Here is a 20,426-nt window from a genome sequence, read left to right on the forward strand (position 1 = left end):
TGAATATGTCAACGTCATTCAGGACCACTACGACGGCCTGATTCAGGGCCACCCAGACCACGTTAGTACCAGGATTGGCTGTTCTGATGGCTTCTCCGGCGTTTAGAGTCAGACATGACTGAGAAGCGCAGACGTCTATATTTGGTTCTTTTGCTTGTCGGCGGGGGTGGGGCCTATTTTCTCTATGAGCTCCTCTCCGGCGAACCTTCAGACCTTGCGGCAATAGGTACTCTCATCTTCTTAGGTGCCGTCAGTCTGATGCTCATTGTCTTAGTGCGTCAGCGGCGCCGGTCATCGCAGCGGCTGGCCCAGCGTGGCCAGATTGAGTGTTACATCCGTCGACCCGATGCGCCCCAGGGAGACCGCTATAGGAAATGGAATATCGGACTCGTGACGGCAGACCAGGGAGTACTCACCTTCCAGCCGGTCCTAGGTCGGACACGCATAGCGAGAGGTGACCCTTTCGATATTCGCGTTATGGCTACTACCGGATCCCGCTATCCCGCTACGAAATGGGACAAGTTCAACCGATTGGAGGCCAACGCTATCGTTCTGCCGGTGAACACTGTTGATGGACCCCTCGAGATCGCGGGTCAGACCAATACGCTCGACAATATTGAGGCATTCCTAACAGGGAAGGAGTCCCGAGGCCCTCGTACCTAATCAGACCTCAGAAACAACTCTGGCGTCCCCTCCAGGGTCCCGAGGGAAGCCGTGGACTAGACCCAGCGACTTGCGCCGCGTGAGGCGTCTCCTTTGGGATGCTGGATCGGAGTCACCTGAGAGGGCTATGAGTTTTGTTGGGCGATGGTGTGGGCGAGGCGGTAGGAGTCTGTGCCGGTTTCGATGATGGTGCCGTTGAAGGTGAGGCGGTCCACGATTGCGGCGCAAAGGCGCGGGTCACTGAAGGTTTTGGTCCAGCCTGAGAAGGATTCGTTGGAGGCGATGGCAATGGAGTTCTTTTCTTCCCGTTCGGTGAGGACCTGGAAGAGGAGCTCGGCGCCTCGGCGGTCCAGTTCCATATAGCCCAGCTCGTCGATGCACAGCAGGTCGACGCGGCCATAGCGGGCAATGGTTTTGGCCAGCATTTTCTCATCGGCAGCTTCGACGAGTTCGTTCACGAGCCGGGTGGCGAGGGTGTATTTGACTCGGTAGCCCTTCTCCGCGGCGGCTGTGCCGAGACCGATGAGTAGGTGGGATTTACCGGTCCCTGAGTCTCCTATGAGGCATAGGGGTGCGCCTTTGCGGATCCAGTCCCCGGTGGCCAGGGTGTGGATCGTTGCGGGGTTGATGTTCTGATTGGCGTCGAAATCGAAGTCTCCGAGCCATTTGTCCCTGGGGAAGTTTGCGGCCTTAACGCGGCGGATCGATGAGCGCCGGTCCCTATCGTCGCATTCGGCCAGCAGCAGCTCGGCCAGGAACCCCTGGTAGGACAGTTGTTCTTTCCCGGCAACGCTCAGTGCTTCGTCCAGGACGCCACGGATGGTGGGCAGGCGCAGCCGGCGGCAGGCCTGGTCCACGGCTGCGACCGCGGCCTGTTCGGTCAGACCGCGTCGCCGGCGCAGGACCGGGGTGACGGTTGTAGCAGGTGCTGTGGGGCTCATGAGATGTTCTCCTTCGACGCGGTTTTTGCAGGGTGTTCGGCGCGTTTGGCCAGCAGCTCGTCATAGGCACGGACTGAGGGCAGGGGCCGGCTATCAGAAGGCAGCCCGGCGATGACGGCCGCCGGGTCCATGAGTCGACGCTGGGTCAGGCTGACAACGCGTTGCACTTTCGCTTGAGCGTGGGCACCGCGATGACGGTCCGACCTGGGCCCACCCTCAGCGGCGGAGGTCGTTGCGTGTCTGCGGGCTTCGACCGCGACGACATCGGCGCTTACCGCACCCACCCGCAGCGCGGCGGTGATCCCTGCCTGAATGTCTGCAGCGTCCATAGACCGGTGGAGCAGCAAGACATCGATCAGTTCACGAGTCCCTTCGGCGTCGCCGTTGACCCGGCGCGAGGCGGCCCAGAAGGCCTCATGGGCGCTGGTGAAAGAACCTGATGCCCGAGCCCGTGCCAAAGCCGTGGAACCAGGCAAAGCACCGGGTTTGGTCTTGAGGACCTCCAGGTAATGGTCCAGCTGAACCGACTGGCCGCCCTTGGCGACGATTCTCTGATGCCGGGCCGCCACCGCGCGGCCGTCGAACACCACAAGCTCTGACGCCCGCAAGGACACCCGGACCCTTCGGCCGATGAACCGTGCCGGTACGGAGTACTTCACCATCCGCACCGTGATCATTGAGGATCTGTCCACTCTTGGGTTCAGCACGAGACCGGGGTCGAACTCTTCGGCCGGCAACGGCGCCAGGAACGGGCGCTCGGCGGCGAAGTCGTGGCCGATGGTGCGGATCCTGCCATCGAACCGCCGCTGATCGTCCTCCGCCTCCCTATACCGGATCCGGTCGTTGAGCTCCTCAAGGGACTTCGCGACAGGCATCGGGGTAAGGCGGTTGCGGCGGAACCAGCCCACTTCGCCCTCGACGCCGCCTTTCTCGTGAGCCCCGGCAATACCTGGTTGGCAATAAAAAGAATCAAAACCGTAGAACGAGCGGAACAACACCCACCGGTCGTTCTCCACACGGTTCCGGCCCTGCCCGAACACCACGGTCCTGACGGCACTGGTGAGGTTGTCATAGCGGATGTGCTTCACAGGCACGCCACCGATCTCATTGAACGCTTCGATGTGACCTTCCAGAAATGCTTCCTGCGCCTGAGTGGGGTAAACCCGGTGGATCGCTTTGCCGGAGTGGGAGAGACGGAAGATGAACATATGGCACTTCGTCTTCACCCCGTCCAACACGATCCAGACCTCACCGAAGTCCACTTCAGCCTCCGCGCCCGGGGCATGTTCTTGCGGAACAAACACCTCAACCCTGCGGCCGGCCTCCACATCGATCTGCGCCCGGCGGACCCGGACGTAGTCACGCACCGTCGAATACGACAGCTCTAGCGCATCGTGCTCCTCAATGAGCCGGGCAAGAATCCTACGGGCCGTGTGGCGTTGCTTCCGCGGAGCCGTCGTGTCCTCGACCAGCATTGCGTCAATGGCCGGTTTAAAGGGATCCAGCCGAGGCGAGGACCTCACCGGAGTCTTCCGTGCTGGAGGGACGGGATCCGACAATGCCTGCCGCACCGTGTCCCTACCAACTTGATACCGCTTTGCCAGACCGCGGATGGATAACCCCTCGATACGGGCATCTCTGCGAATACTGGCAAACAGCTCCAAGCGCGCTCTCATCCGGACCTCCAAATGTTGCTTTCATCAGATGAAGCAACATTGAGGGTGGTCCTGGTTCAGACCGTCACAACCAACCGGCGAGTCGTGGGATGGTCCTGATTCAAGCCGTCACACCGGTCCTGAATCAAACTGCCATAGTCAGGATTCCGGTAGCAAGGGAGAATGCTCCGAGCCTCCGGTTTTCGGATGTGTAGAACCGGCGGGCCATAACGCAGCAGGCAGCGATGAAGGCGGCAAAGCCAATCCCTGCGGTAACGAAGTGAAGAAACCCGTGGAGGGACCCGGAGATAGGGGGTCCGGGAGGTGCGCCTTGAGGGAATCCGTTCATGGGATCGGCGGTGAAAATCCCCGCACCCACTAATCCGGCACCGTAGATTCCGACGAGAACCGGCCCCCAGGTGGCTCCTCGTCCGGGGTTGAGTGCGCGACGGAATCCGACGGCGGTCAGGAGGGTTAGGGCGCCGGTGAGGATCAGGTTTGTGGTTTGCATCCAGCCTAGGTCGCCGTTGGCTAGGACGCTGAGGTCGTTATGTGCCGCGTCGAAGCCCGGGCGAAGAAACGCCTGGGCATAGCTGACCAGAAGGTATAGGGGGCCGGCGGTGATGCCACAGGCCAGCAATACCCGCGTGGCAGAGGAGGCGGGCGGGCGTCGTTGGGATCCCTGATGTTCGGTCTGATAGCTGATTTTGGGCATGGTCTATTCCGGTCTGTGGGCGAAATGAATTTGGTGAGAGTGGTCAACGGGTCAGTTGGTGAAGAACCCGCGGAGTTCGGCTGCCATTGCTGCGTCTGAGACTTGGTGTGTTTGGCCCTCGAGGGTGCGGTGAAGGGCCTGGGGGATCGCGGCGGCTGTTGTTGCTTGAGCTGAGGTCATGACCGGGGCGGCTTTTCCACCGACCATGACAAGGGTCGGCACCGTGATTTTGGCGAACCGGCCGGTGGGTGCGGTGAAGTTGTTGGTAACGGCAATTTCATTGGGGAGGGTGTTGGCGGCGTCCTTTTGGCTCTTCCAGATCTTTGGCATGAGGCGCAGCATGAGGGGCACAAATGCAGGGACGCCGATCATCTTGACCAAGAAGTAGGAGACCATCGCGCCGCGCTTGTTTTGGGCGAGCAGTGAGTTCAGGTGCCCGGCGTGGTCGACGGGCGTTCCGTCGACGTTCCCGATTCCCGTGTAGGGGGCCTCGTAGGTGGCGAGCTTGCGCATCGGGATACCCGCCGCTGCTGCTTCGAGGGCGAGGGCCGCACCGGAGGAGATGCCATAGACGTAGGGGTCTCCGCCCGCATGGGTGATGACGGCGGCTAGGTCTTCGATTTCGCGTTCCACGGAGTAGGGCCGTGTATCACCGCTGTCGCCGCGGCCGCGACGGTCGTAGAAGTACACGGTGAAGGAGTCGGCCAGCGTGGTGGCCAGGGCCCGCGCCGGGCCGAAGGACCGGCCGCAGAAGGCGCCGTCAACCAGGACCAGGGAGGGGCCGGAGCCGATGTGTTCGACGGAGATGGGGGTTCCGTCCGCTGAGGTGATCTGGGTGACCTGGCTTTGGGCGGCGCTGGTTTTCATGCTGTGGGCCTTTCGAGGAGGGTGTCGAGTTTGGTGAAGGACAGTATCCATCCGGCGTGGGTCATGTCCCGGATCTCGTCGGTGAACGGGCCTTGATGGAGGGTCATGCGCGTCCGGTCGCCGTGATCGTGGAACTGAAGCCGCAGCACGACGTCGTCCACGGGCCCAGCCTCGGTCAGCGCTGTCAGTTGAATCTCGAGGGATTCCGGTGCCTGAAAGGCGGTGATGCGCCCCCGGATGGGGTGGCCGGCCCCGGTAGCGTTGTCGACCATGGTCAACTCCCACCGGCCCTGCTCCACGAGCTCCACGATGATGCTGTCCACGGGTACGTGAACTCCTTCAGGCCCGAACCATGAGGCGAGGAGTTGGGGTTCGGTCCAGAACCGCCAGACCGTGTCCCTGGGGGCGGCGAAAGAGCGGGAAATGAAAACATCGTGTTCTGTGACTTCCTGCTGGCGCCCCTCAGACATCTCGGCCCTTTCCCATAGGTGGGGTGTCGCGCTGAAACGAGGCCAGCGCGCCGTCGAGTTTGTCGAAGGACTCACCCCAAAACTTCTTGTACCGCTCCATGTACTCGCTCGCTTCCTTAAGCCGGTCGGGCTCCAGATGACTGAACCGGGCAGTCGCTACCCGGTTCCGGGAGATCAGGCCAGCATTTTCCAATACCTTCAAATGCCTCGAAATCGCCGGTTGGCTGATCCTGAAAGGCGCCGCGAGGTCGGACACCTGCGCGTCACCGTCAGCGAGCCGCTGCAGAATAGCCCGCCGAGTCGGATCGGCCAACGCCGCGAACACTGCACTCAATTCATCAACCATCAAAACCATAACCTTTTCGTTATATAACCTTGTGGTTTTAGAGTAAGTCTGGTTTGAGTAAAGCGTCAAGCCTTGAGTCTCAGCTAACGGCGCCCGGTAACGCATTTGTCCTTGCTGCAGCTGTCGTCGGAGGTGTGCGGCGTGGCATTTCGGCCTGGTCGATGAGCCATTTCCGGTAGGCGCCGGCCAGGGCATCGTTGCGGATATGTCCGCGTTCCAGACGCGAAATGATGGAAACCCATTGACCAAGTTCGCCGGCGACGGTCGTTAAGGTCATGCCGAGGTCTGTCCGCCTGCGGCGGAGGTCGGAGTTGTCGGGTGCGGGCCGGGGATTGGTGATCTGACGGTAGATTTCCCTGGCTGCGTAGCGTTTGAGGCAGCGCATGATTTCGCGTTTGCTCTTTCCCTCTGACGTGCGTTTAGCCACGTACTCCTTGGTCCGTTGGCACGAGCCCATGCGCACCAGAACAACCTGGTGCAAGGCATTATTGGCGCTGCGGTCGCCGCCCCTGCTGAGCCGGTGGCGGGTTGTCTTGCCCGATGAGGCTGGCACCGGGGCGACGCCGACGAGCGAAGCGAACTGGGCCTCGTTCCCCAGACGGTCCGGATTGTCCCCGACGGTGATCAACAACTGGCTGGCCACTTCGGTTCCGACTCCTGGGAGATCACAAAGCATCGGAGCATAGCCGTCCAGGATTTCCTTGAGGGCAGCGTCAGCAGCCGCGATTTCCGTTCCCAGCGCTTGGCATCGGGCTGCCAACGCCTTGAGCGTCAGCAGAGTCACGTACTCGGGGTCAGCCATATGCCCGGAAGGTCTCGTGCGCTGCAGGGCAGGAATCAGCGCTGAGGTGGCCAGCGCCCGGTATTTCGCCCGGATCTTGTCCGGGGCTGAAACGAGGAGCGCCTTGATCTGGTTGATGGCCGCAGTGCGGGCCTTGATGGCTGATGCGCGCCCGGAACGTACGATCCGCAGGCATTCGACGGGGCCGTCTTTGGCCTTAGGGATCGCCTTGGTCCGCCCCTCGAGCACGGACTTGGCGGCCTGGTAGGCATCCAACGGGTCTGACTTCCCTTTGAGACGACGGGCGGCCCGGTTCGGGCGGTTTACCTCCAGCACGGTGAGCCCTTCACCCCGAAGAGTTCGGGCGAGTTCGGCACCGTAGGAGCCTGTTCCTTCGACCCCGACGGCTACGACTGTGCCGTAGGAAGTGATGAAGTCGATGATTTTCCGGTATCCGGATCCCACGGCCAGGAATTCCCTGTCTGCAAGGGGTTTGCCGTGTTCGTTGATCACGGCTACGTGGTGTGTGTCGGCGTGGGTGTCGATACCCGCGATGACTTTTATTGGTTCGCTTGCCAAGATGGAAATTGCCCCTCAGTCGCGTCGAATGCTGATTGATCGGGCGCGGGCCAGGTGGGCAGACAAAACGGTAATGGGACTGGTCGTATCAGGCTCCTATGAGGTCATGTCCGCCTGGCCCGACACCCCTTTTAACGGACCTTGAGCCGGCGGACAGATCGTCGGGAAGACAGTGCCGCCTGGTACGTCAATTTTTGGCTGGGTCACGCCGGCTCAAGGACTGTTCCAGTATTACCGTTTTCTGGTTGCTGTCCTTCGGATTCTAGGCGTCCGCTCCACCCCGTCTAGCCCCTCCGCTTCGCTCCGGGGCCTGCGGTGCAGGAAATGTCCCTCCGGTGCTCCTGCGTCGCTTATTTCCTTCGGGAATTTCCCGCCCCTTGCCTTTTGGGTAGACAGGGCTCCGTCGGCCGCCGAGCAAGCAAGCTTGCCAGCAACCAAAAAACAACGGGGGGGAGAGGGAAGCTGGCCGGTCACCTAAGCCGCCCCAACCCCCACGTCTCTGCAAAGGCAAAAACATGAACGCAACGCCCACGCTTGAAATGCTCGACCCGGCCACACTGACCGTTGATATCAACGTCCGGAAAGACGCCGCCCTGACCTCCGATTTCATTGCCAGCATCAAGGAACACGGCGTGATGGAACCGGTCATTGCCCACCGCCAGGACGACGGCACCGTGCACGTGCTGATGGGCCAGCGCCGCACCCGCGCCGCTGTCGAAGCTGGACGGCCCCTGATCCCGGTCATGATCATCGAAAGCCCGGAAGAAGCTGAACGCATCGTCACGCAGGTAGTGGAGAACATCCAGCGCGCCGAGCTGACCGAAGCGGACGAAGCCGACGCCTACCACCAGCTTTCCCTGATCGGTGTTTCGGCGGCCGCGATTGCCAAGAAGACCGGGCGGACCAAGACCACCGTGGAAAGTGCTCTCAAAGCCAAGTCCACCGACACCGGAGCCGCCGCCCTGGGCAAGGGATACACCATCGAAGAGGCGCTTGTCCTCGCGGAATTTGAGTCGGACGAGGACGCCACCGCCGAACTCGAGTCGGTCATCATGGACGAACCCGACATGCTCCTGCACGTCACCCAGCAGCTGCGCGACAAGCGCGACCGCGCCGCCGCTCTCGCCGCATTCACCGCCGATCTCGAAAAGGACGGGATCACCATTGTTGAAGCCCCTGGCTATAACGACGAGAGCGGAACCCTCCGCGTCAGCTCGCTGAACCGCGCTGACGGAGAACCGGCAACCGAAGAAGACGGCAACGCCGTCTACATCAATCAGAACTACCACGGCGAGCACACCACCGTCCCGGTCATCGTCGGATGGAAGGAACTGGGCTTCACCCCGCGGAACACTTACTACTCGTCCTCATCGGCCAACAAAGGGCCGATGACCGAGGAACAGAAAGCCGAGCGGAAAACCCTGATCGAGAACAACAAGCTGATGCAGTCAGCGACTGTTGTTAGGCGTGAATGGGTCAAGAATCTGTTGGCCAAGAAGCAGGCCCCGAAAGGCTGGCAGTACTTCACCGTCCACGCGATCACCCACCACTCGGAGACCGCCAGCGGCTACGAGGGCAAGGTGGCCGCTGAAATGGTCGGGGCGAAGGTCGAAGAATCCAATCAGTGGGTATGGAACCCGCTGAGGGACCACGTTGCCAAGACCACCGCCCGCCCGGAATTCGCACTGATTGCGCTGGTCTGCGCAGGGTACGAAAAGACCATCCAAAAGGACTCGTGGCGCTCACCGGGCCAAGCCCACCGGGCCTACCTGAACCAGCTGGTTGCTTGGGGATACACCGCATCCGAAACTGAGCAGATCATCATCGACAGCGGCAAACCCGCCGAGGCCGAACCGGCTGAATAGAACCCCTTGCCGGGCGGAACCACCACCGCCCGGCAAGGCCCCCAGCCAATCACCACAGGAAGGCCAGGAACCTTCCAGAAGTCGGGCGGTCCGCCGCCCAGGGCGAACCACAGCAACCACTCATCAGCGGCGGACCGCCGTTTTCCGCGCCACCCAGGAACAAAGCAAGAGCCGCGCTGCAGCAATGGAGCTGCAAGCCAGCGGCCACCACTTCAGCTAGACTGACCACAGATTTCTTTGCAGAGAAACCCGAAAGGAGTCGGCACATGCCGGCTCCTTTCCGGGTTAACCGGGAACTTGAGTCCTCACGACGATTCAGCCCGGGACGTTACGTGGATCGTTGCCATAACTGTTCTTGGAACCGATCTGACCGTCCTGGTTCTTAATGACGTGCTCCACCTTGTCAGCCTGGGCCGCTTCCCGGCCCGCAGCCACCGCTTCGTCCTTCGTGCCGTAGCCGGCACCAAAAGCGCGGCCGGTACCCTCGCGCTTGTTCTTCCACTGGCCATCTTCGTAGTACGTCTCGACGTCGCCCTGAGCCACTGCACACTCCCTCTACCGTTCGATTTCCGGACATCTGCCGCGCGACCGCGGATAGCGAAAAACCCCGCAGCACTGGGAGCAAGCGGGGCCTTCCTAACCCCTCCGCAGAATGGGGGACCGGCGGAGAAGCTGACACCAACCTAATAGCAAGCATGCTTACCTTTCAAGCTCGGCACGCCGCCCGCCGGTCACGGCGGAGTGTCCCGTTATCCTCCTGCTGCCGGGCGCGGGGTGTCCCAGCCCCGTATCTCATCCAAGGCTTCCTTCAAAGTGGGGGAGAGGGTGCCGTTCCCGAACTCCTGCCGCCGGCGGACAAGCCAGGTGTATAGGGTCCGTTCCCGCCGTGAGGAGGCCTTGCTGCGTGGCAGCCGTTGTTCTGCCCGGTAGAGGGCCAGGACATCGTGAAGGTTCTGCCGGCTGCGGATCTCCAGCCTGGGTGCGGGAGCCCGCGCGGCTCGATGGTCATCCCTCAAGGACGGTTCGGCGCGGGCAGCGATCTGCAGGTGGTACCGGATGGTTGTCTGCGCGGCCCCGCACAGGGCCGAGATCCTGCCCGTGGTCAGACCCTGCCGGTACATCTGCACCCACTCCGGATACGGCGCCGAACGCTTCGCCCTGCCATGCCCCCTCAAGCCCTTCCGCCGTTATGGATCTTCCCGCCTCACCGTAGGTTACCGACCCCTATGCCCGGAGAGCGTGTGATGAGCCGTACCGGGTCAGGCAGAATGGGCTCATGTGCGGCCGATACGTGATGTCCAAAGCCACCGGTGACCTGCTCAGCGCCTTCGAAGCCAAGGAAGTTGAAGGGACCCCGCCGCCTCCGAGCTGGAACGTCGCCCCAACCCAGGCCGTTCCCATCGTGGCCGAACGCCTCGACGAGGGCGCGATCGACCGGCACCTCCTCGTCGCCCACTGGGGTCTCGTGCCGTCCTGGGCCAAAGACATCAAGATCGGCAACAAGCTCATCAACGCCCGCAGCGAATCGATCCTCGAAAAACCCTCGTTCCGGAAAGCGGCGGTCAAGCGCCGCTGCCTGGTCCCGGCCGAAGGGTATTACGAGTGGCAGAAGACCGAGGACGGGAAGAAGATCCCGAACTATCTCTACTCGGAGCAGGAGGACCTGCTGGCCTTCGCCGGCCTGTATGAATGGTGGGCCGACCCGACCGTCCCCGAAGACGACCCGGGTCGCTGGCTGCTCAGCTGCACCGTGCTGACCACATCGACCCAGGACACCCTGGGCCACATCCACGAACGGTCCCCCGTCATCATCCCGCGCGACCGGCTCACCGAATGGCTCGACCCCGACCTGACCGACAAGAACGACGTCCAGCACCTCCTCGACACCCTGCCCGACCCGGTCCTCACCCCACGGATCGTCAGCACACGGGTCAACAGCGTCCGCAACAACGGCCCGGAACTCATCGAACCCGCCGAATAGACAACTCCCGTCGAAAAGCCGCTCCCGTACAGGCCGCTCCCGTACAGGCCGCTGAAGCGGGGCAGCGGAGGCGGCATGATGCGCCGCGGGTGGGTTTCCCATGGTCCGACACCAGGCCTGCCGGCTCACCGTTCGGCGCCGGTTGGGTCTCGTCCAGCAGGGACGACATTCATTCGCCGTGGCACATGGACCCTGATGGGTATGTCACCGGGGGAAGGTCCAGCGATTGCAGGCGCAGGGAGTCCCATGGTGGGGAACCGGCGGGATGACCACGTGACCAGCGGCGCAGCACAGCCTCCGCGAGGAGCCGTTTGAATGGCTGAGCTGCTCGTCTGATCGAGCCCGGAGAGTTTAGAGGCTTGACTCTCCGCTTGATCCTGAGGGGGTGTACCACTCCCACACGCCGTCTTCAGTGATGCTGCCTCCCATCGCTCCGAACATCCAGGGAGTGATGCCCGTCGGATCACCGCCAACGCTGACAAACATGTCCGCTTCTTACGGGCGAGGCTGAGGTGAGCGGGCAGATACAGGCCCAGTCCCAGGGCACATCCGAGCACGAAAAAGAGGATGGAGAGCATGCCGATTGGATGACGGTCAGTCAGGAAGACGTACCGAGGGCAGCCCCCGCCCCAAACATGAGGGCCCAGAGCACGGTCCAGAATCCAGCCCAGAACCGGAGGCCAGGTTTGCTGGGACGCTGGTTGGGATCGTTGTTGCGCTGCACACCGGAAGGCTTCCCCATGGAACCCGAGTCGTAAGTCCGCTTCACAGAAGCAGTCTAAGCGGGCCGATCTTAACCTTGACCTCCAGGGAGGTCCGGATCACCGAAATGGACCGAGAATGTAAGTAGAAAATCCCTAGAGTAAAGGGTAAAACAGCTATTCATTCAGTTGAATGGTTGGTAGAATTGAGGTAGCAGGTCAGCCAGACGAACGAACTCTTTTGATACGAAACCAGGTACTGAAAATGACTGCTTCACCCACCGCTTACACGGTTTACACCAAGCCCGACTGCCCTAATTGCGAGAAGACGAAGGACTACTTCGACGCCAAGGGCATCACCTACACGGCCGTGGACATCACCGAAGTGCCGGCAGCGCTGGAGTACATCACCGCCGAGCTCGGCTACTCCCAGGCGCCTGTCGTCGTGAACAACGGCGATGACCAGGACCGCTGGTCGGGTCTGCGCCGGGACAAGCTGGTCCAGGCCCACATCAACCACCGTGCCGCATGAGCGCCCCGGCCCACGGCGCGGGGGACAGGTTCCAGCTCAGCGCACGGCAGTTCACTGATGCCGACTGGTTCGGCTTGGCAGCGAACGAGGAAGGCACCATTAACGTCCCCTTCGAGGACCCTTACCAGGGGTTCACGGACCCCCACGGCCCCGATGGCGCGGCTGCCCGTGACATCCCGAGCACTTCATGGAAAGGCGCGACCATTATGTCCGGAGAAACCACTATCACCGTCATAGGGAACCTCACCGGCGATCCCGAGCTGCGGTTCACCCCGTCCGGGTCAGCGGTTGCGAACTTCACCATCGCTTCCACGCCCAGGACGTTCGACCGCCAGTCCAGCGAGTGGAAAGACGGCGAGACACTTTTCCTTCGTGCCAGTGTTTGGAGGGAAGCGGCGGAGAATGTTGCCGGGTCCCTGACCAAGGGCATGCGTGTCATCATTACCGGCCGGCTGAAGTCCCGCTCCTACGAAACCAAGGAAGGCGAGAAGCGGACCGTGATCGAACTCGAAGTCGATGAGATCGGCCCCTCGCTCCGATACGCGAACGCCAAGGTTAACCGCACCCCGCGGAACGCCCCGGCCGGGCAGAGGAATGGCTTCCAGGGCAGCGGAAACGTTCAGCCACAGTCCGGCCAGCAGGAGGATCCCTGGGCCGTGCCGGCCAACAGCAGCACCGACGGAGGAAGGGGTAACGGGCCTGACTCCGAACCGCCTTTCTAAGGCAATGCAACTGTCGGGGTCAGCGGATACGCTGGCCCCGACAGGCACCACCGCAAAACGCCGGCCCCGAGTAAAGGACACCCACGATGACGCACGCAGATGATCTTCGCTCCTGGGCGCGAGGGATGTACGGCACCGAAGCGGCAACCGAGCTTCTGCTCAGGGCTTTCGGTGGGAAGTTCGCGGCTCCCAGCAATCCATGGATCCACACGAGTACCGAACCGGAGGGGCCCGGCCAGGTGAAGGCTTGGATCGACTTCGAGGCTATCCCTGAAGAGGCGGGTCTGCTCTCGGGCGGAGAGCGACGATTCCTCTTGCTGGCTGCGTCGCTTGCGGAGAACGTTCCCGTCGTTTTGGGTGATGTCGTGTCGGGGCTGGACCGGGAGAACTTGGATTTGGTGCTGGCCGCTATCGCGCACGCCGGCGGCAGCCACCAGCACTCTGATGTCCGGTTCAATGGAGACGGGACAATGTCCCTGGGGAAGGGCTATCTGGACAGTCTGCATCCGTGGCCGCGGGCGTTGCGTGCCGTCTAATCGGGATCCATGGTGATGGCGAAACCGAAGCGGTTTCCGGCGTTCACGCCGTACTACACAGAGGACCAGGCCGGGCAGGTCCGTGCCGCCTTCAAGGCCGCTGGTCTGGATGAGGGTGACGCGAGCGTGTCGGACCTCATCGTGAGGGCGACGATGCGTGAGGTGAAGCGGATGCAGCGCAAGTACAACGGCGGCAAACCCTGGCCGCCGGTGCAGGCTGGGGAACTGCGTCGGGGGCAGAGAACGATGGATGAAATGCAGCACCGAAACGAGGACACGTAGGCGATGGCTCGCTGGACTGAAGAACTGAACAAGACCGAGGTCCGTACGTCCCTGCCGTTCCCCAGGATGCTGACCATTGATCAAGTGCAGGAGATTCTGAACCTTGGCAAACCGATGGTGTACGCGCTGTTGCGTAGCGGTGAGTTGAGGGGCGCACAGTTTGGGCCCCGTGCCATCTGGCGGATCCGGGAAGAGGACTTGGAGGCGTTCATTGATGCCGCGTATGCGAAGACGGCGGAGCGTATCACCCGCGGGCAGCTCGACGACGTTATTGCATCTGTTGAGGACTGACAACGCCATCCCTTAGCCCGGATAGGCCGGCGCCCGTGATGGGTGCCGGCCTACCGCTCTTTGTGCTTTGGCTCAATTTTTCAGTGGGCGCACATGCTGGTGGTTGTTGGTCGTGCCCGGTGAAGACGCAGGCAGGATTTCATGCGGCTGTCGTATTGGGTTATGCCCAGGACTGGTCTCGGGAAATGCAGTCCGACCCGACTCCTGCGATCTGGATGGAGGAGATGTCGTTCTTGGCGTTGAACGAGGCCAGGTTGTAGCGGGTACCGGGGAACAGACCGCCACCGCCGACCATGCTGCGGGCGTCACAGTTGGGTTCGGTGTAGAGGTAGAGGGTGTGGCCGCTGTTGTTGATGACTGAGGCTGCGTTGTTGTTGACTTGGACGCCCCATCCGCTCCGCCCGGCCGGGCCGTCGGTGAACAGTTCGTTGCCCATGCCGGCGTCGCTGTAGGCGTAGTCAGCCCGTGCGCTTTGGAAGTCGGAATTGAAGTAGAAACACACCCGTCCTGACGGGCACGCTGTTCCCGAGCCTGACGCGTTGGCCCCGGGCGCTCCGGCAAGAAATGCGGTGGCACCCAAAGCCAGTACGGCAACGGCAGTAGCTGCTTTATGCATCGGTAATTTCATGAAGTCTCCCCAGTCATTTTTGTTCTCGGACTCATCGTCCGGGCGCCCTGTGGGGCACCCTTATTCATTCTCAGGTAGGGGCCTCTCGTAGGGCTATGGGGACACCTGCCCTAGCCTTCCCTGGGACCGGTTTCGCGCAGCCCGTTTCCCTTGAAATTCCAGGAGCGAGGAACTTTGTGCAGACACTGTCTGCACAAATTCCACAGGACCCCAGACTGCGACGCACGCCGTACCGCTGTACGTCGGCCAGGAACACCTTCTCTTCCAGAGCGCGGACTCCCGGGGCGGCTTGTGAGATTGATTCCTTACCGCGTCCGGGGATGCTCGGCGTGGAAGCGCCAGTGTCGTCTGGGACTGTTATATGCAGCTGGTCCGAGACTGGCTGTCAGGCTGGTGCTGTGACTTCGGACGGACGTGGCCCTTGTGTCGTTTTGCCCTTGGGATTATCTAAGGTGCGCTTGCAGGGATCTGCCCGCTCATCGGGAGTCCAGCATCGGTTCTGTCTACTGCGATGGCTTGATTAGAAGCCTGCCCAGCCTCATAAGTTGTGGCCCATCCCAGACTTGCCTCGCCGTATTCCGCCGACACCCGCACTGATCCGAAGGAACTGCAGGAGGTACAAATGGCCGTAGTGGCGCAGGCTTACGACTTTGTTGTTGGCATCGATACACACTCGAAAACTCATACCTTGGCAATCATCTCCGCGGTAACCGGAGCCGAGATTGCGAACGAAACTTTCCCGTCAACAAGTACTGGGATGAGCCGGGCGCTCCGCTGGATTTCCCGTCGCAGCACCGGGGATAAGTCAGGGGTACTGCTCTCCATGGAAGGAACCGGATCATACGGTGCCAAACTTCGGCAGCTGGCAACGGAGTCGGGCTTCCGAGTAGTTGAAGCACCGTTTCCTGAGCGTCGAATTGGGCGAAAACGGGGTAAGTCAGACAGTATCGACGCAGCTCGGGCGGACAGGGCCGTCCTCGGAATCGAGACGAATGAGCTTCGAGAACCGCGTGCCGGCCAGCACCATACGGCGCTGCGCGTCCTTACCGTTGCTAGGACTTCAATGGTTCGCGAACGCACGGCGGCGATCAATTCGTTGATCGCGCTGCTGCGCGTCGTTGACCTGGGAATCGATCTTCGTAAGTCTTTGACCTCAAAAACAATCGGAACCATCGCGGCGTGGAGGATGCGGGATGAAGGTGTCGGTACCCGGGTAAGTCGTTCGGAGGCTACCCGGTTGGCTAAACAAATCCTCGCGCTTGAAGATCAGCTCGAGCAGAACCGGGCTGATATGGCCCTGTTGGTCCAGCAGACCAATCAAGCGCTCCTGGACATGCCAGGTGTGGGACCGATCAGTGCCGCAGCAATTCTTACCGCTTGGTCTCATCCGGGCCGCGTTCGTTCGGAGGCAGCCTTGGCAGCGCTTGCCGGCACATGCCCAATTCCAGCTTCGTCCGGGGGAACGACCAGATACAGGCTCAATCGCGGCGGGGATCGTCACTTGAACAAGGCGATCCACACGATCGCCGTCGTAAGAATGCGCTGGCACCAGGAGACCAGGGAATATGTAGTCCGCCGGACGCGTGAAGGACGAAACAAGAAGGAAATCATCCGCAGTCTGAAGCGCTACATCACGCGACAGATCTTTCGAACCCTCGGTACGGCTCACGAGGTCAGTCACGCGATCTCGAGGCATGCTTATTAGAGCTCTGCGATTCGAGACTGGGCAGCTCGTCAGGGAGTCTTCATATCCGACTTACCGTCGCAGGCCAACCGTGCATCCATCACAATGATGTGGACCAAACGACCAGCACTCCACTTAGGGCGCACAGCCCAAAGATGGACAGCAGGGGCGTGCCCGACAGTTTGTACCCTGGGTCCTGACCCCACTGTCCGAGGCTCCGGAAAATTATGAGCAGGATGCCTGCCATACAAAGGAGCCCCGCCGTCAGCGCTAGGAGAGAAGGAAGACTCCTGTCTCCCACAGCGACCAACACAACCACCACGAGGCCTAACAGGCCGCAGCCCCCGAGCATGGCGATCCTGAGCGCTCTGGCTACACCCACACGAGCCGGTTTCATAGGGTCCGTTGAAGACGTCGTCATGGGCTGAGCCTAACCGCCGCAGTCCCGAGATAACTACCGGCGTCCCCAACCGGACAGGACGGGCTTGACGTATATAGAAGCATCCCTGCTGAAGAAACCTGTCCACCCCTTCAGGTGCTACGGCAGTGGCGGTGTTGGACCATGGGGAAGGCTGCCGTTGGGTGCGTTCCGGCTGCCCAGGCTGTGCACAATCGCCGGTCCCGGCGGTGAGATTAGAACGCGTGCTGATCTGGCGCTTGTGTGCAGCCGGTTGAGTGGGTCCCGTCGTGCACATGGGTGCGGGAAAAGCCCGAAGGATGTAGCTTTTGCCGTGCCTATGTGCGCGAGGGGTTAGTTCACTTGGGCGCCGTTTGAGTGGGACGGGCTGGGTGTCTCGGGGGTCCTGACCTGGGCCTTGCGCCGGCGACCGGCTGCGGCTGGTTCCAGGCCAAGCTTCTTTAGTTCGTCGGGGCTCCAGCCGTCGCGGGTGGCTTTGACGTAGGCGCGCTTGTCATGGCGTTCGGCGGCGGCAAGCTGCTCCTTCAGATCGGTTACGCGCTGGCGCGCCTGGACGAGTTCTTCGACGGATTTAATGCGCGAGTTGAGCAGTTCCCGTGCCTGATTTTTCGTGGCTTCAATGTTGAGTGCTGGCATGTCCGTTCCTGGTCCTTTTCGGGTGTTCGGTTAGCGGTCTAATGTGTGGGCTGCGGTGATGTCGGACGCGGCCCTTGCTGGTGTCGCCGCGACAGCTGGAGCCGAGGTCTTGAGGGCTTCGGCGGCGTGCGAGGGGAACGAGAGGTGCGCTGTCTTCATTGCCTGTTGGTGTTCCGGGGGGAGTTGTTTGGGCCTGCCAGCGCGGTCGTATTCGGCGAGGACTTCCGGGATGGACGTCCGCTGGTAGGCGCGCAGCAGGTCTGACTGCGCGGGGATCTCCTGAGCGACCAAGTGGGCGATGTCATCGACGTAGGACTGCAGTGTCGGCGGGACTACATCGCGCACTGATTCGGCGACCCTGGGGAGGATTGCTTCCTGGTCGGGTGTGAGTGACCGGGTCTTGCTGTAGGACAGATAGATTCTTGGCGGCAGCGGAGGCACCCCGCCGTAAGAGGATCGGGATGTCTCGGGTGTCGGGCTTTGTTCACGGTCGGTGAGCGGCGCTGGAAGAGGAACGTATGCGGTAATTCTTTCGCCACTGAGCCGGATGAGCGCGCGGGATCCGGTGGCGTTTGAGAGGTGGTTGTTGGCAACCTTGTCGATGCAGCGTTCAACTCGTTCAAGCTGCTCGTCGGCCCATTCCCGAGACCACTCGTCGTCCCACGATTCGGGTTGTACCTGGCCTTGTTTGACGACCGGCTGTCCAGTGGCCGCTTCAACCAGGTGTTCGCGCGGCGCCGGTGCGTCGACGGGAAGATCGATTCGAATGATCCCGCCCCAGAAACCATCGGGATCGGGTTCGTAGGTGAGGCTGCCAGTCTGTAGCCGATTGCCGGAAGTTTCATGTGGACGCATTGTCTCCCCCTGAGAAATGGTGTCGTTCCGTACCCATACTCTAACCCGACGGCGTCCCCCATTTCGGCTCAACACGCCGGTGGGTAGCTTTCCCGAAGACGCGGAGCAAGCTATACATTTACACGGGTGTAAATGGCGTGTCGCTCACGGCCCTATGGTTGTTTGCTTGGCACACTGACTGTGTGGTCCCCGATTTCGGGGTCGCTGCGCTGGGCTGTTTGAAGGGATGGGGGGAGTGCGTGTCTGAAGAAAGCGTGCCGCGTTCCCGACTTTCGAAGCGACGGCGGGCGAATTCTCCGGCGGGGACGAAGAAGCGCCGCGATGTGTGGGTGACCGCGGAGGAGGAAGCCGCGCTGGTCGCGAAGGCTGCCCGGCAGAAGGTAACGGTCCCGAACCTGCTGCTCACGGCTGCGTTGTCGGAAGGCTCGGAGACTCCGACGGAGCGCCGGGCGGCGATGGCTGAGCTGATGGCGATTCATACGCTGTTGGCCAGGGTATCGAACAACGTGAACCAGATCGCCCGGCACGCAAATGCCGGCGACAAGTTCCCCCAGGACGCCACAGCAGCGCTGGCGTATGTGCGCGAGGTCGCGGTGCGGATTGACCGGACGATCGAGGGGCTGATGTAGGGATGATTCCGAATATCACCCGCGGCTCCCGGATGTCCGGGCTCATGCTGTATCTGGCCTCGACCGATGCTGATAGGACGAAGAACGCGCACACCGACCCGCACCTGGTGGCCGGGGACGCGGCCATCATGGCCTGGTACGACGACGGCGTCTTGGATAGGGACGATGCGATCGCGATCGGGAAGCATTTGGACCAGCCCCGCAAGGCTTTTGGTGTCGAAGTCTTACAGAAGGATTTTCGCTGGGACCCGGTGAAGAAGGAACGCGTTCCGAACGGGCACAAGCACGCTGACGTGTGGCACTGCTCGTTGAGTCTCCGCGCCGAAGAGGGTGCACTGACGGATCAGCAGTGGGGTGACATCGCGAACGACTTCGTCGACGCGATGGGGTTCACCGAGGCCAGCGGCAAAGCCCAGTGCCGGTGGGCCGCGATCAACCACGGCACCAGTGAGAACGGCAACCACCACATCCACATCGCCGTGTCCCTCGTCCGCGAGGACGGGACCAAGGCATCCACCCATGGCGACTATAAACGCGCCCAGCAGACCTGCCGCGAACTGGAGACCAAGTACGGCCTCGAGGAACTCTCCAGCGTGCACGCGACCCGCGGTTACGACCGGGCCGAGAAGGCCACCGCCATCCGCGACCAGCGCGAAATGCACCGGGCCTCCATCTCCCGTAAGGTCAGGGCCTGCGCCACGGCCTCGGCCACCGAAGCGGAGTTCGTCCGCCGCGCCAGGGACACCGGGCTCCTGATCCGCCCAAGATATGCGAAGAACACCACCGATGTGATCGTCGGCTACGCGGCAGCGGAGCGCCCGGCCGCGGGACAGAAGCCCGTGTGGTTCGGCGGCAGTTCCCTCGCCACCGACCTTGGCCTCGGCCAGCTCCGGCAGCACTGGGCGGACACCCCCCAGGGAGCGACCGAGGCCGCAGCTGAATGGAACAGCGCCGCCCGGAACAAGCGCAAGGTCCACAAGGCCGGCCCCGAGACGGTGACACCGTCAGCGGATCTGTGGGTGGAGTACACCCGCAATGCCACCGCTTTGGCTGACGAGCTGCGCAGCGTTCCGCGTGATGACCACGCGACCTGGGCGAAGGCAGCGCGTGAGGTTTCCGGTGCCTTCGCAGCCTGGTCACACCAGCTCGAGGCGACGCCCGGGCCGCTTGCCGCTACGGCCGCGGAACTGGCCCGCACCGCCCAGCTCCGGGATCCACGGCAGCACGGCAAGCCCGTCGCCCTGCCGTCCATTGCCGGTGCGGCCATGTTGTTCATGGCGGCATCGAGCACGAACAAAACGGCAGCTCAGACAGCGCTCATGGTGCAGCTGATCAACACCGCCTTCGCGGTGTACGAAATGCACTCCCAGTCCGGCCGTACCCGGGAGGCCCAACGCATCCGGGCCGTCGTCGAAAATCAGCTCGCCCCGTTCACCGCGACGATGCCCAAAGCCGTCTTTGTGGGCGCAGAGCAACAGCAGACCGAAATGGCCGCGGCGCGGCCGCGGGCCGTTGATATCGCCCGCCGCGGCATGGCCCCCATCCGTCCCGGGTCGGCAGTCCCCACGACACCGACACCGGCGACACCGGCGACACCGGCCAAGACCTACCAGCCCAGCCGCGACACCGGCCCGGGACTCGACCGATAA

General features: G+C 62.1%; 23 protein-coding genes. 10 read left to right on the plus strand and 13 right to left on the minus strand.

Annotated elements, in window-relative coordinates:
- Window positions 1–788: 788 nt before the first annotated feature.
- The 7 genes from istB to AC1DBN_RS19630 form a co-directional block, all read right to left on the minus strand.
- Window positions 789–1,604 carry an IS21-like element helper ATPase IstB gene (istB, locus tag AC1DBN_RS19600; RefSeq protein WP_091717162.1) on the minus strand — a complete coding sequence of 272 codons (816 nt, stop codon included), beginning with the start codon at window positions 1,602–1,604 and terminating at the stop codon, window positions 789–791.
- Window positions 1,601–3,280 carry an IS21 family transposase gene (gene istA, locus AC1DBN_RS19605; RefSeq protein ID WP_091717165.1) on the minus strand — a complete coding sequence of 560 codons (1,680 nt, stop codon included), beginning with the start codon at window positions 3,278–3,280 and terminating at the stop codon, window positions 1,601–1,603. Before istA ends, istB begins: the two co-directional genes overlap by 4 nt.
- 124 nt (window positions 3,281–3,404) lie before the next feature.
- Window positions 3,405–3,974 (minus strand): DUF998 domain-containing protein, encoded by a 570-nt coding sequence (locus AC1DBN_RS19610; RefSeq protein WP_477724004.1) that lies wholly within the window; start codon window positions 3,972–3,974, stop codon window positions 3,405–3,407.
- A 51-nt stretch (window positions 3,975–4,025) separates the two neighbouring features.
- Window positions 4,026–4,841 carry an alpha/beta fold hydrolase gene (locus AC1DBN_RS19615; protein WP_285242557.1) on the minus strand — a complete coding sequence of 272 codons (816 nt, stop codon included), beginning with the start codon at window positions 4,839–4,841 and terminating at the stop codon, window positions 4,026–4,028.
- Window positions 4,838–5,311, minus strand: a complete 474-nt coding sequence (locus AC1DBN_RS19620; RefSeq protein ID WP_284987857.1) for an SRPBCC family protein — start codon at window positions 5,309–5,311, stop codon at window positions 4,838–4,840. The genes AC1DBN_RS19615 and AC1DBN_RS19620 overlap by 4 nt, the downstream gene beginning before the upstream one ends.
- Window positions 5,304–5,726, minus strand: a complete 423-nt coding sequence (locus tag AC1DBN_RS19625) for an ArsR/SmtB family transcription factor (protein ID WP_477724005.1) — start codon at window positions 5,724–5,726, stop codon at window positions 5,304–5,306. The genes AC1DBN_RS19620 and AC1DBN_RS19625 overlap by 8 nt, the downstream gene beginning before the upstream one ends.
- Window positions 5,727–5,736: 10 nt before the next feature.
- Window positions 5,737–7,017, minus strand: a complete 1,281-nt coding sequence (locus AC1DBN_RS19630) for an IS110 family RNA-guided transposase (RefSeq protein WP_441410707.1) — start codon at window positions 7,015–7,017, stop codon at window positions 5,737–5,739.
- A gap of 515 nt (window positions 7,018–7,532) precedes the next feature.
- Here AC1DBN_RS19630 and AC1DBN_RS19635 point away from each other — a divergent pair.
- The gene (locus AC1DBN_RS19635) at window positions 7,533–8,882 is read left to right on the plus strand and encodes a ParB/RepB/Spo0J family partition protein (protein ID WP_477724006.1); all 1,350 of its coding nucleotides are present in this window, start codon (window positions 7,533–7,535) and stop codon (window positions 8,880–8,882) included.
- A gap of 315 nt (window positions 8,883–9,197) precedes the next feature.
- Here the strand turns inward: AC1DBN_RS19635 and AC1DBN_RS19640 are convergent, their stop codons facing one another.
- A complete protein-coding gene (locus tag AC1DBN_RS19640; protein WP_477724007.1) occupies window positions 9,198–9,425 on the minus strand; it encodes a DUF2188 domain-containing protein in 228 nt (75 codons plus the stop codon).
- 206 nt (window positions 9,426–9,631) lie between these two features.
- Window positions 9,632–10,003 (minus strand): hypothetical protein, encoded by a 372-nt coding sequence (locus tag AC1DBN_RS19645; RefSeq protein WP_477724008.1) that lies wholly within the window; start codon window positions 10,001–10,003, stop codon window positions 9,632–9,634.
- Between the two features lie 155 nt (window positions 10,004–10,158).
- Here AC1DBN_RS19645 and AC1DBN_RS19650 point away from each other — a divergent pair, with 155 nt between their 5' ends.
- Window positions 10,159–10,863, plus strand: coding sequence for an SOS response-associated peptidase (locus AC1DBN_RS19650; protein ID WP_477724009.1), 705 nt, complete (start codon window positions 10,159–10,161; stop codon window positions 10,861–10,863).
- Window positions 10,864–11,461: 598 nt separating this feature from the next.
- Here the strand turns inward: AC1DBN_RS19650 and AC1DBN_RS19655 are convergent.
- On the minus strand, window positions 11,462–11,632 hold the full coding sequence (locus AC1DBN_RS19655; RefSeq protein ID WP_477724010.1) for a hypothetical protein: 171 nt from the start codon (window positions 11,630–11,632) through the stop codon (window positions 11,462–11,464).
- A 197-nt stretch (window positions 11,633–11,829) separates the two neighbouring features.
- Between AC1DBN_RS19655 and AC1DBN_RS19660 the strand changes: the two genes are divergently transcribed.
- The 5 genes from AC1DBN_RS19660 (at window position 11,830) to AC1DBN_RS19680 (ending at window position 13,927) form a co-directional block, all read left to right on the plus strand.
- Window positions 11,830–12,096, plus strand: coding sequence for a glutaredoxin family protein (locus AC1DBN_RS19660; protein WP_477724011.1), 267 nt, complete (start codon window positions 11,830–11,832; stop codon window positions 12,094–12,096).
- On the plus strand, window positions 12,093–12,818 hold the full coding sequence (locus AC1DBN_RS19665; RefSeq protein WP_477724012.1) for a single-stranded DNA-binding protein: 726 nt from the start codon (window positions 12,093–12,095) through the stop codon (window positions 12,816–12,818). Before AC1DBN_RS19660 ends, AC1DBN_RS19665 begins: the two co-directional genes overlap by 4 nt.
- An 86-nt stretch (window positions 12,819–12,904) precedes the next feature.
- Window positions 12,905–13,354: an ATP-binding cassette domain-containing protein gene (locus AC1DBN_RS19670; protein ID WP_477724013.1), complete on the plus strand. Its 450-nt coding sequence runs from the start codon at window positions 12,905–12,907 to the stop codon at window positions 13,352–13,354.
- A 15-nt stretch (window positions 13,355–13,369) separates the two neighbouring features.
- The gene (locus tag AC1DBN_RS19675; RefSeq protein ID WP_477724028.1) at window positions 13,370–13,636 is read left to right on the plus strand and encodes a ParB family protein; all 267 of its coding nucleotides are present in this window, start codon (window positions 13,370–13,372) and stop codon (window positions 13,634–13,636) included.
- Window positions 13,637–13,639: 3 nt separating this feature from the next.
- The gene (locus tag AC1DBN_RS19680) at window positions 13,640–13,927 is read left to right on the plus strand and encodes a helix-turn-helix domain-containing protein (RefSeq protein ID WP_477724014.1); all 288 of its coding nucleotides are present in this window, start codon (window positions 13,640–13,642) and stop codon (window positions 13,925–13,927) included.
- Window positions 13,928–14,087: 160 nt separating this feature from the next.
- On the opposite strand, the gene AC1DBN_RS19685 is transcribed toward AC1DBN_RS19680, so the two are convergent.
- Window positions 14,088–14,543, minus strand: coding sequence for a peptidase inhibitor family I36 protein (locus AC1DBN_RS19685; protein ID WP_477724015.1), 456 nt, complete (start codon window positions 14,541–14,543; stop codon window positions 14,088–14,090).
- A gap of 559 nt (window positions 14,544–15,102) precedes the next feature.
- Here AC1DBN_RS19685 and AC1DBN_RS19690 point away from each other — a divergent pair.
- Window positions 15,103–16,260 carry an IS110 family RNA-guided transposase gene (locus AC1DBN_RS19690; protein ID WP_477724016.1) on the plus strand — a complete coding sequence of 386 codons (1,158 nt, stop codon included), beginning with the start codon at window positions 15,103–15,105 and terminating at the stop codon, window positions 16,258–16,260.
- A gap of 730 nt (window positions 16,261–16,990) precedes the next feature.
- Here AC1DBN_RS19690 and AC1DBN_RS19695 read toward each other — a convergent pair.
- A complete protein-coding gene (locus AC1DBN_RS19695; protein WP_477724017.1) occupies window positions 16,991–17,293 on the minus strand; it encodes a hypothetical protein in 303 nt (100 codons plus the stop codon).
- Between the two features lie 30 nt (window positions 17,294–17,323).
- Entirely contained in the window at window positions 17,324–18,148 is an 825-nt protein-coding gene (locus AC1DBN_RS19700) for a hypothetical protein (protein ID WP_477724018.1), read from the minus strand.
- Between the two features lie 239 nt (window positions 18,149–18,387).
- On the opposite strand from AC1DBN_RS19700, the gene AC1DBN_RS19705 reads away from it, so the two are divergent.
- Together AC1DBN_RS19705 and AC1DBN_RS19710 are read left to right on the plus strand one after the other, a co-directional pair.
- Window positions 18,388–18,777, plus strand: a complete 390-nt coding sequence (locus tag AC1DBN_RS19705) for a MobC family plasmid mobilization relaxosome protein (protein ID WP_477724019.1) — start codon at window positions 18,388–18,390, stop codon at window positions 18,775–18,777.
- Window positions 18,778–18,779: 2 nt separating this feature from the next.
- Complete coding sequence (locus AC1DBN_RS19710; RefSeq protein WP_477724020.1) at window positions 18,780–20,426, plus strand: relaxase/mobilization nuclease domain-containing protein; 1,647 nt, start codon at window positions 18,780–18,782, stop codon at window positions 20,424–20,426.

This window comes from Pseudarthrobacter sp. 10T415 (genome assembly GCF_056394175.1).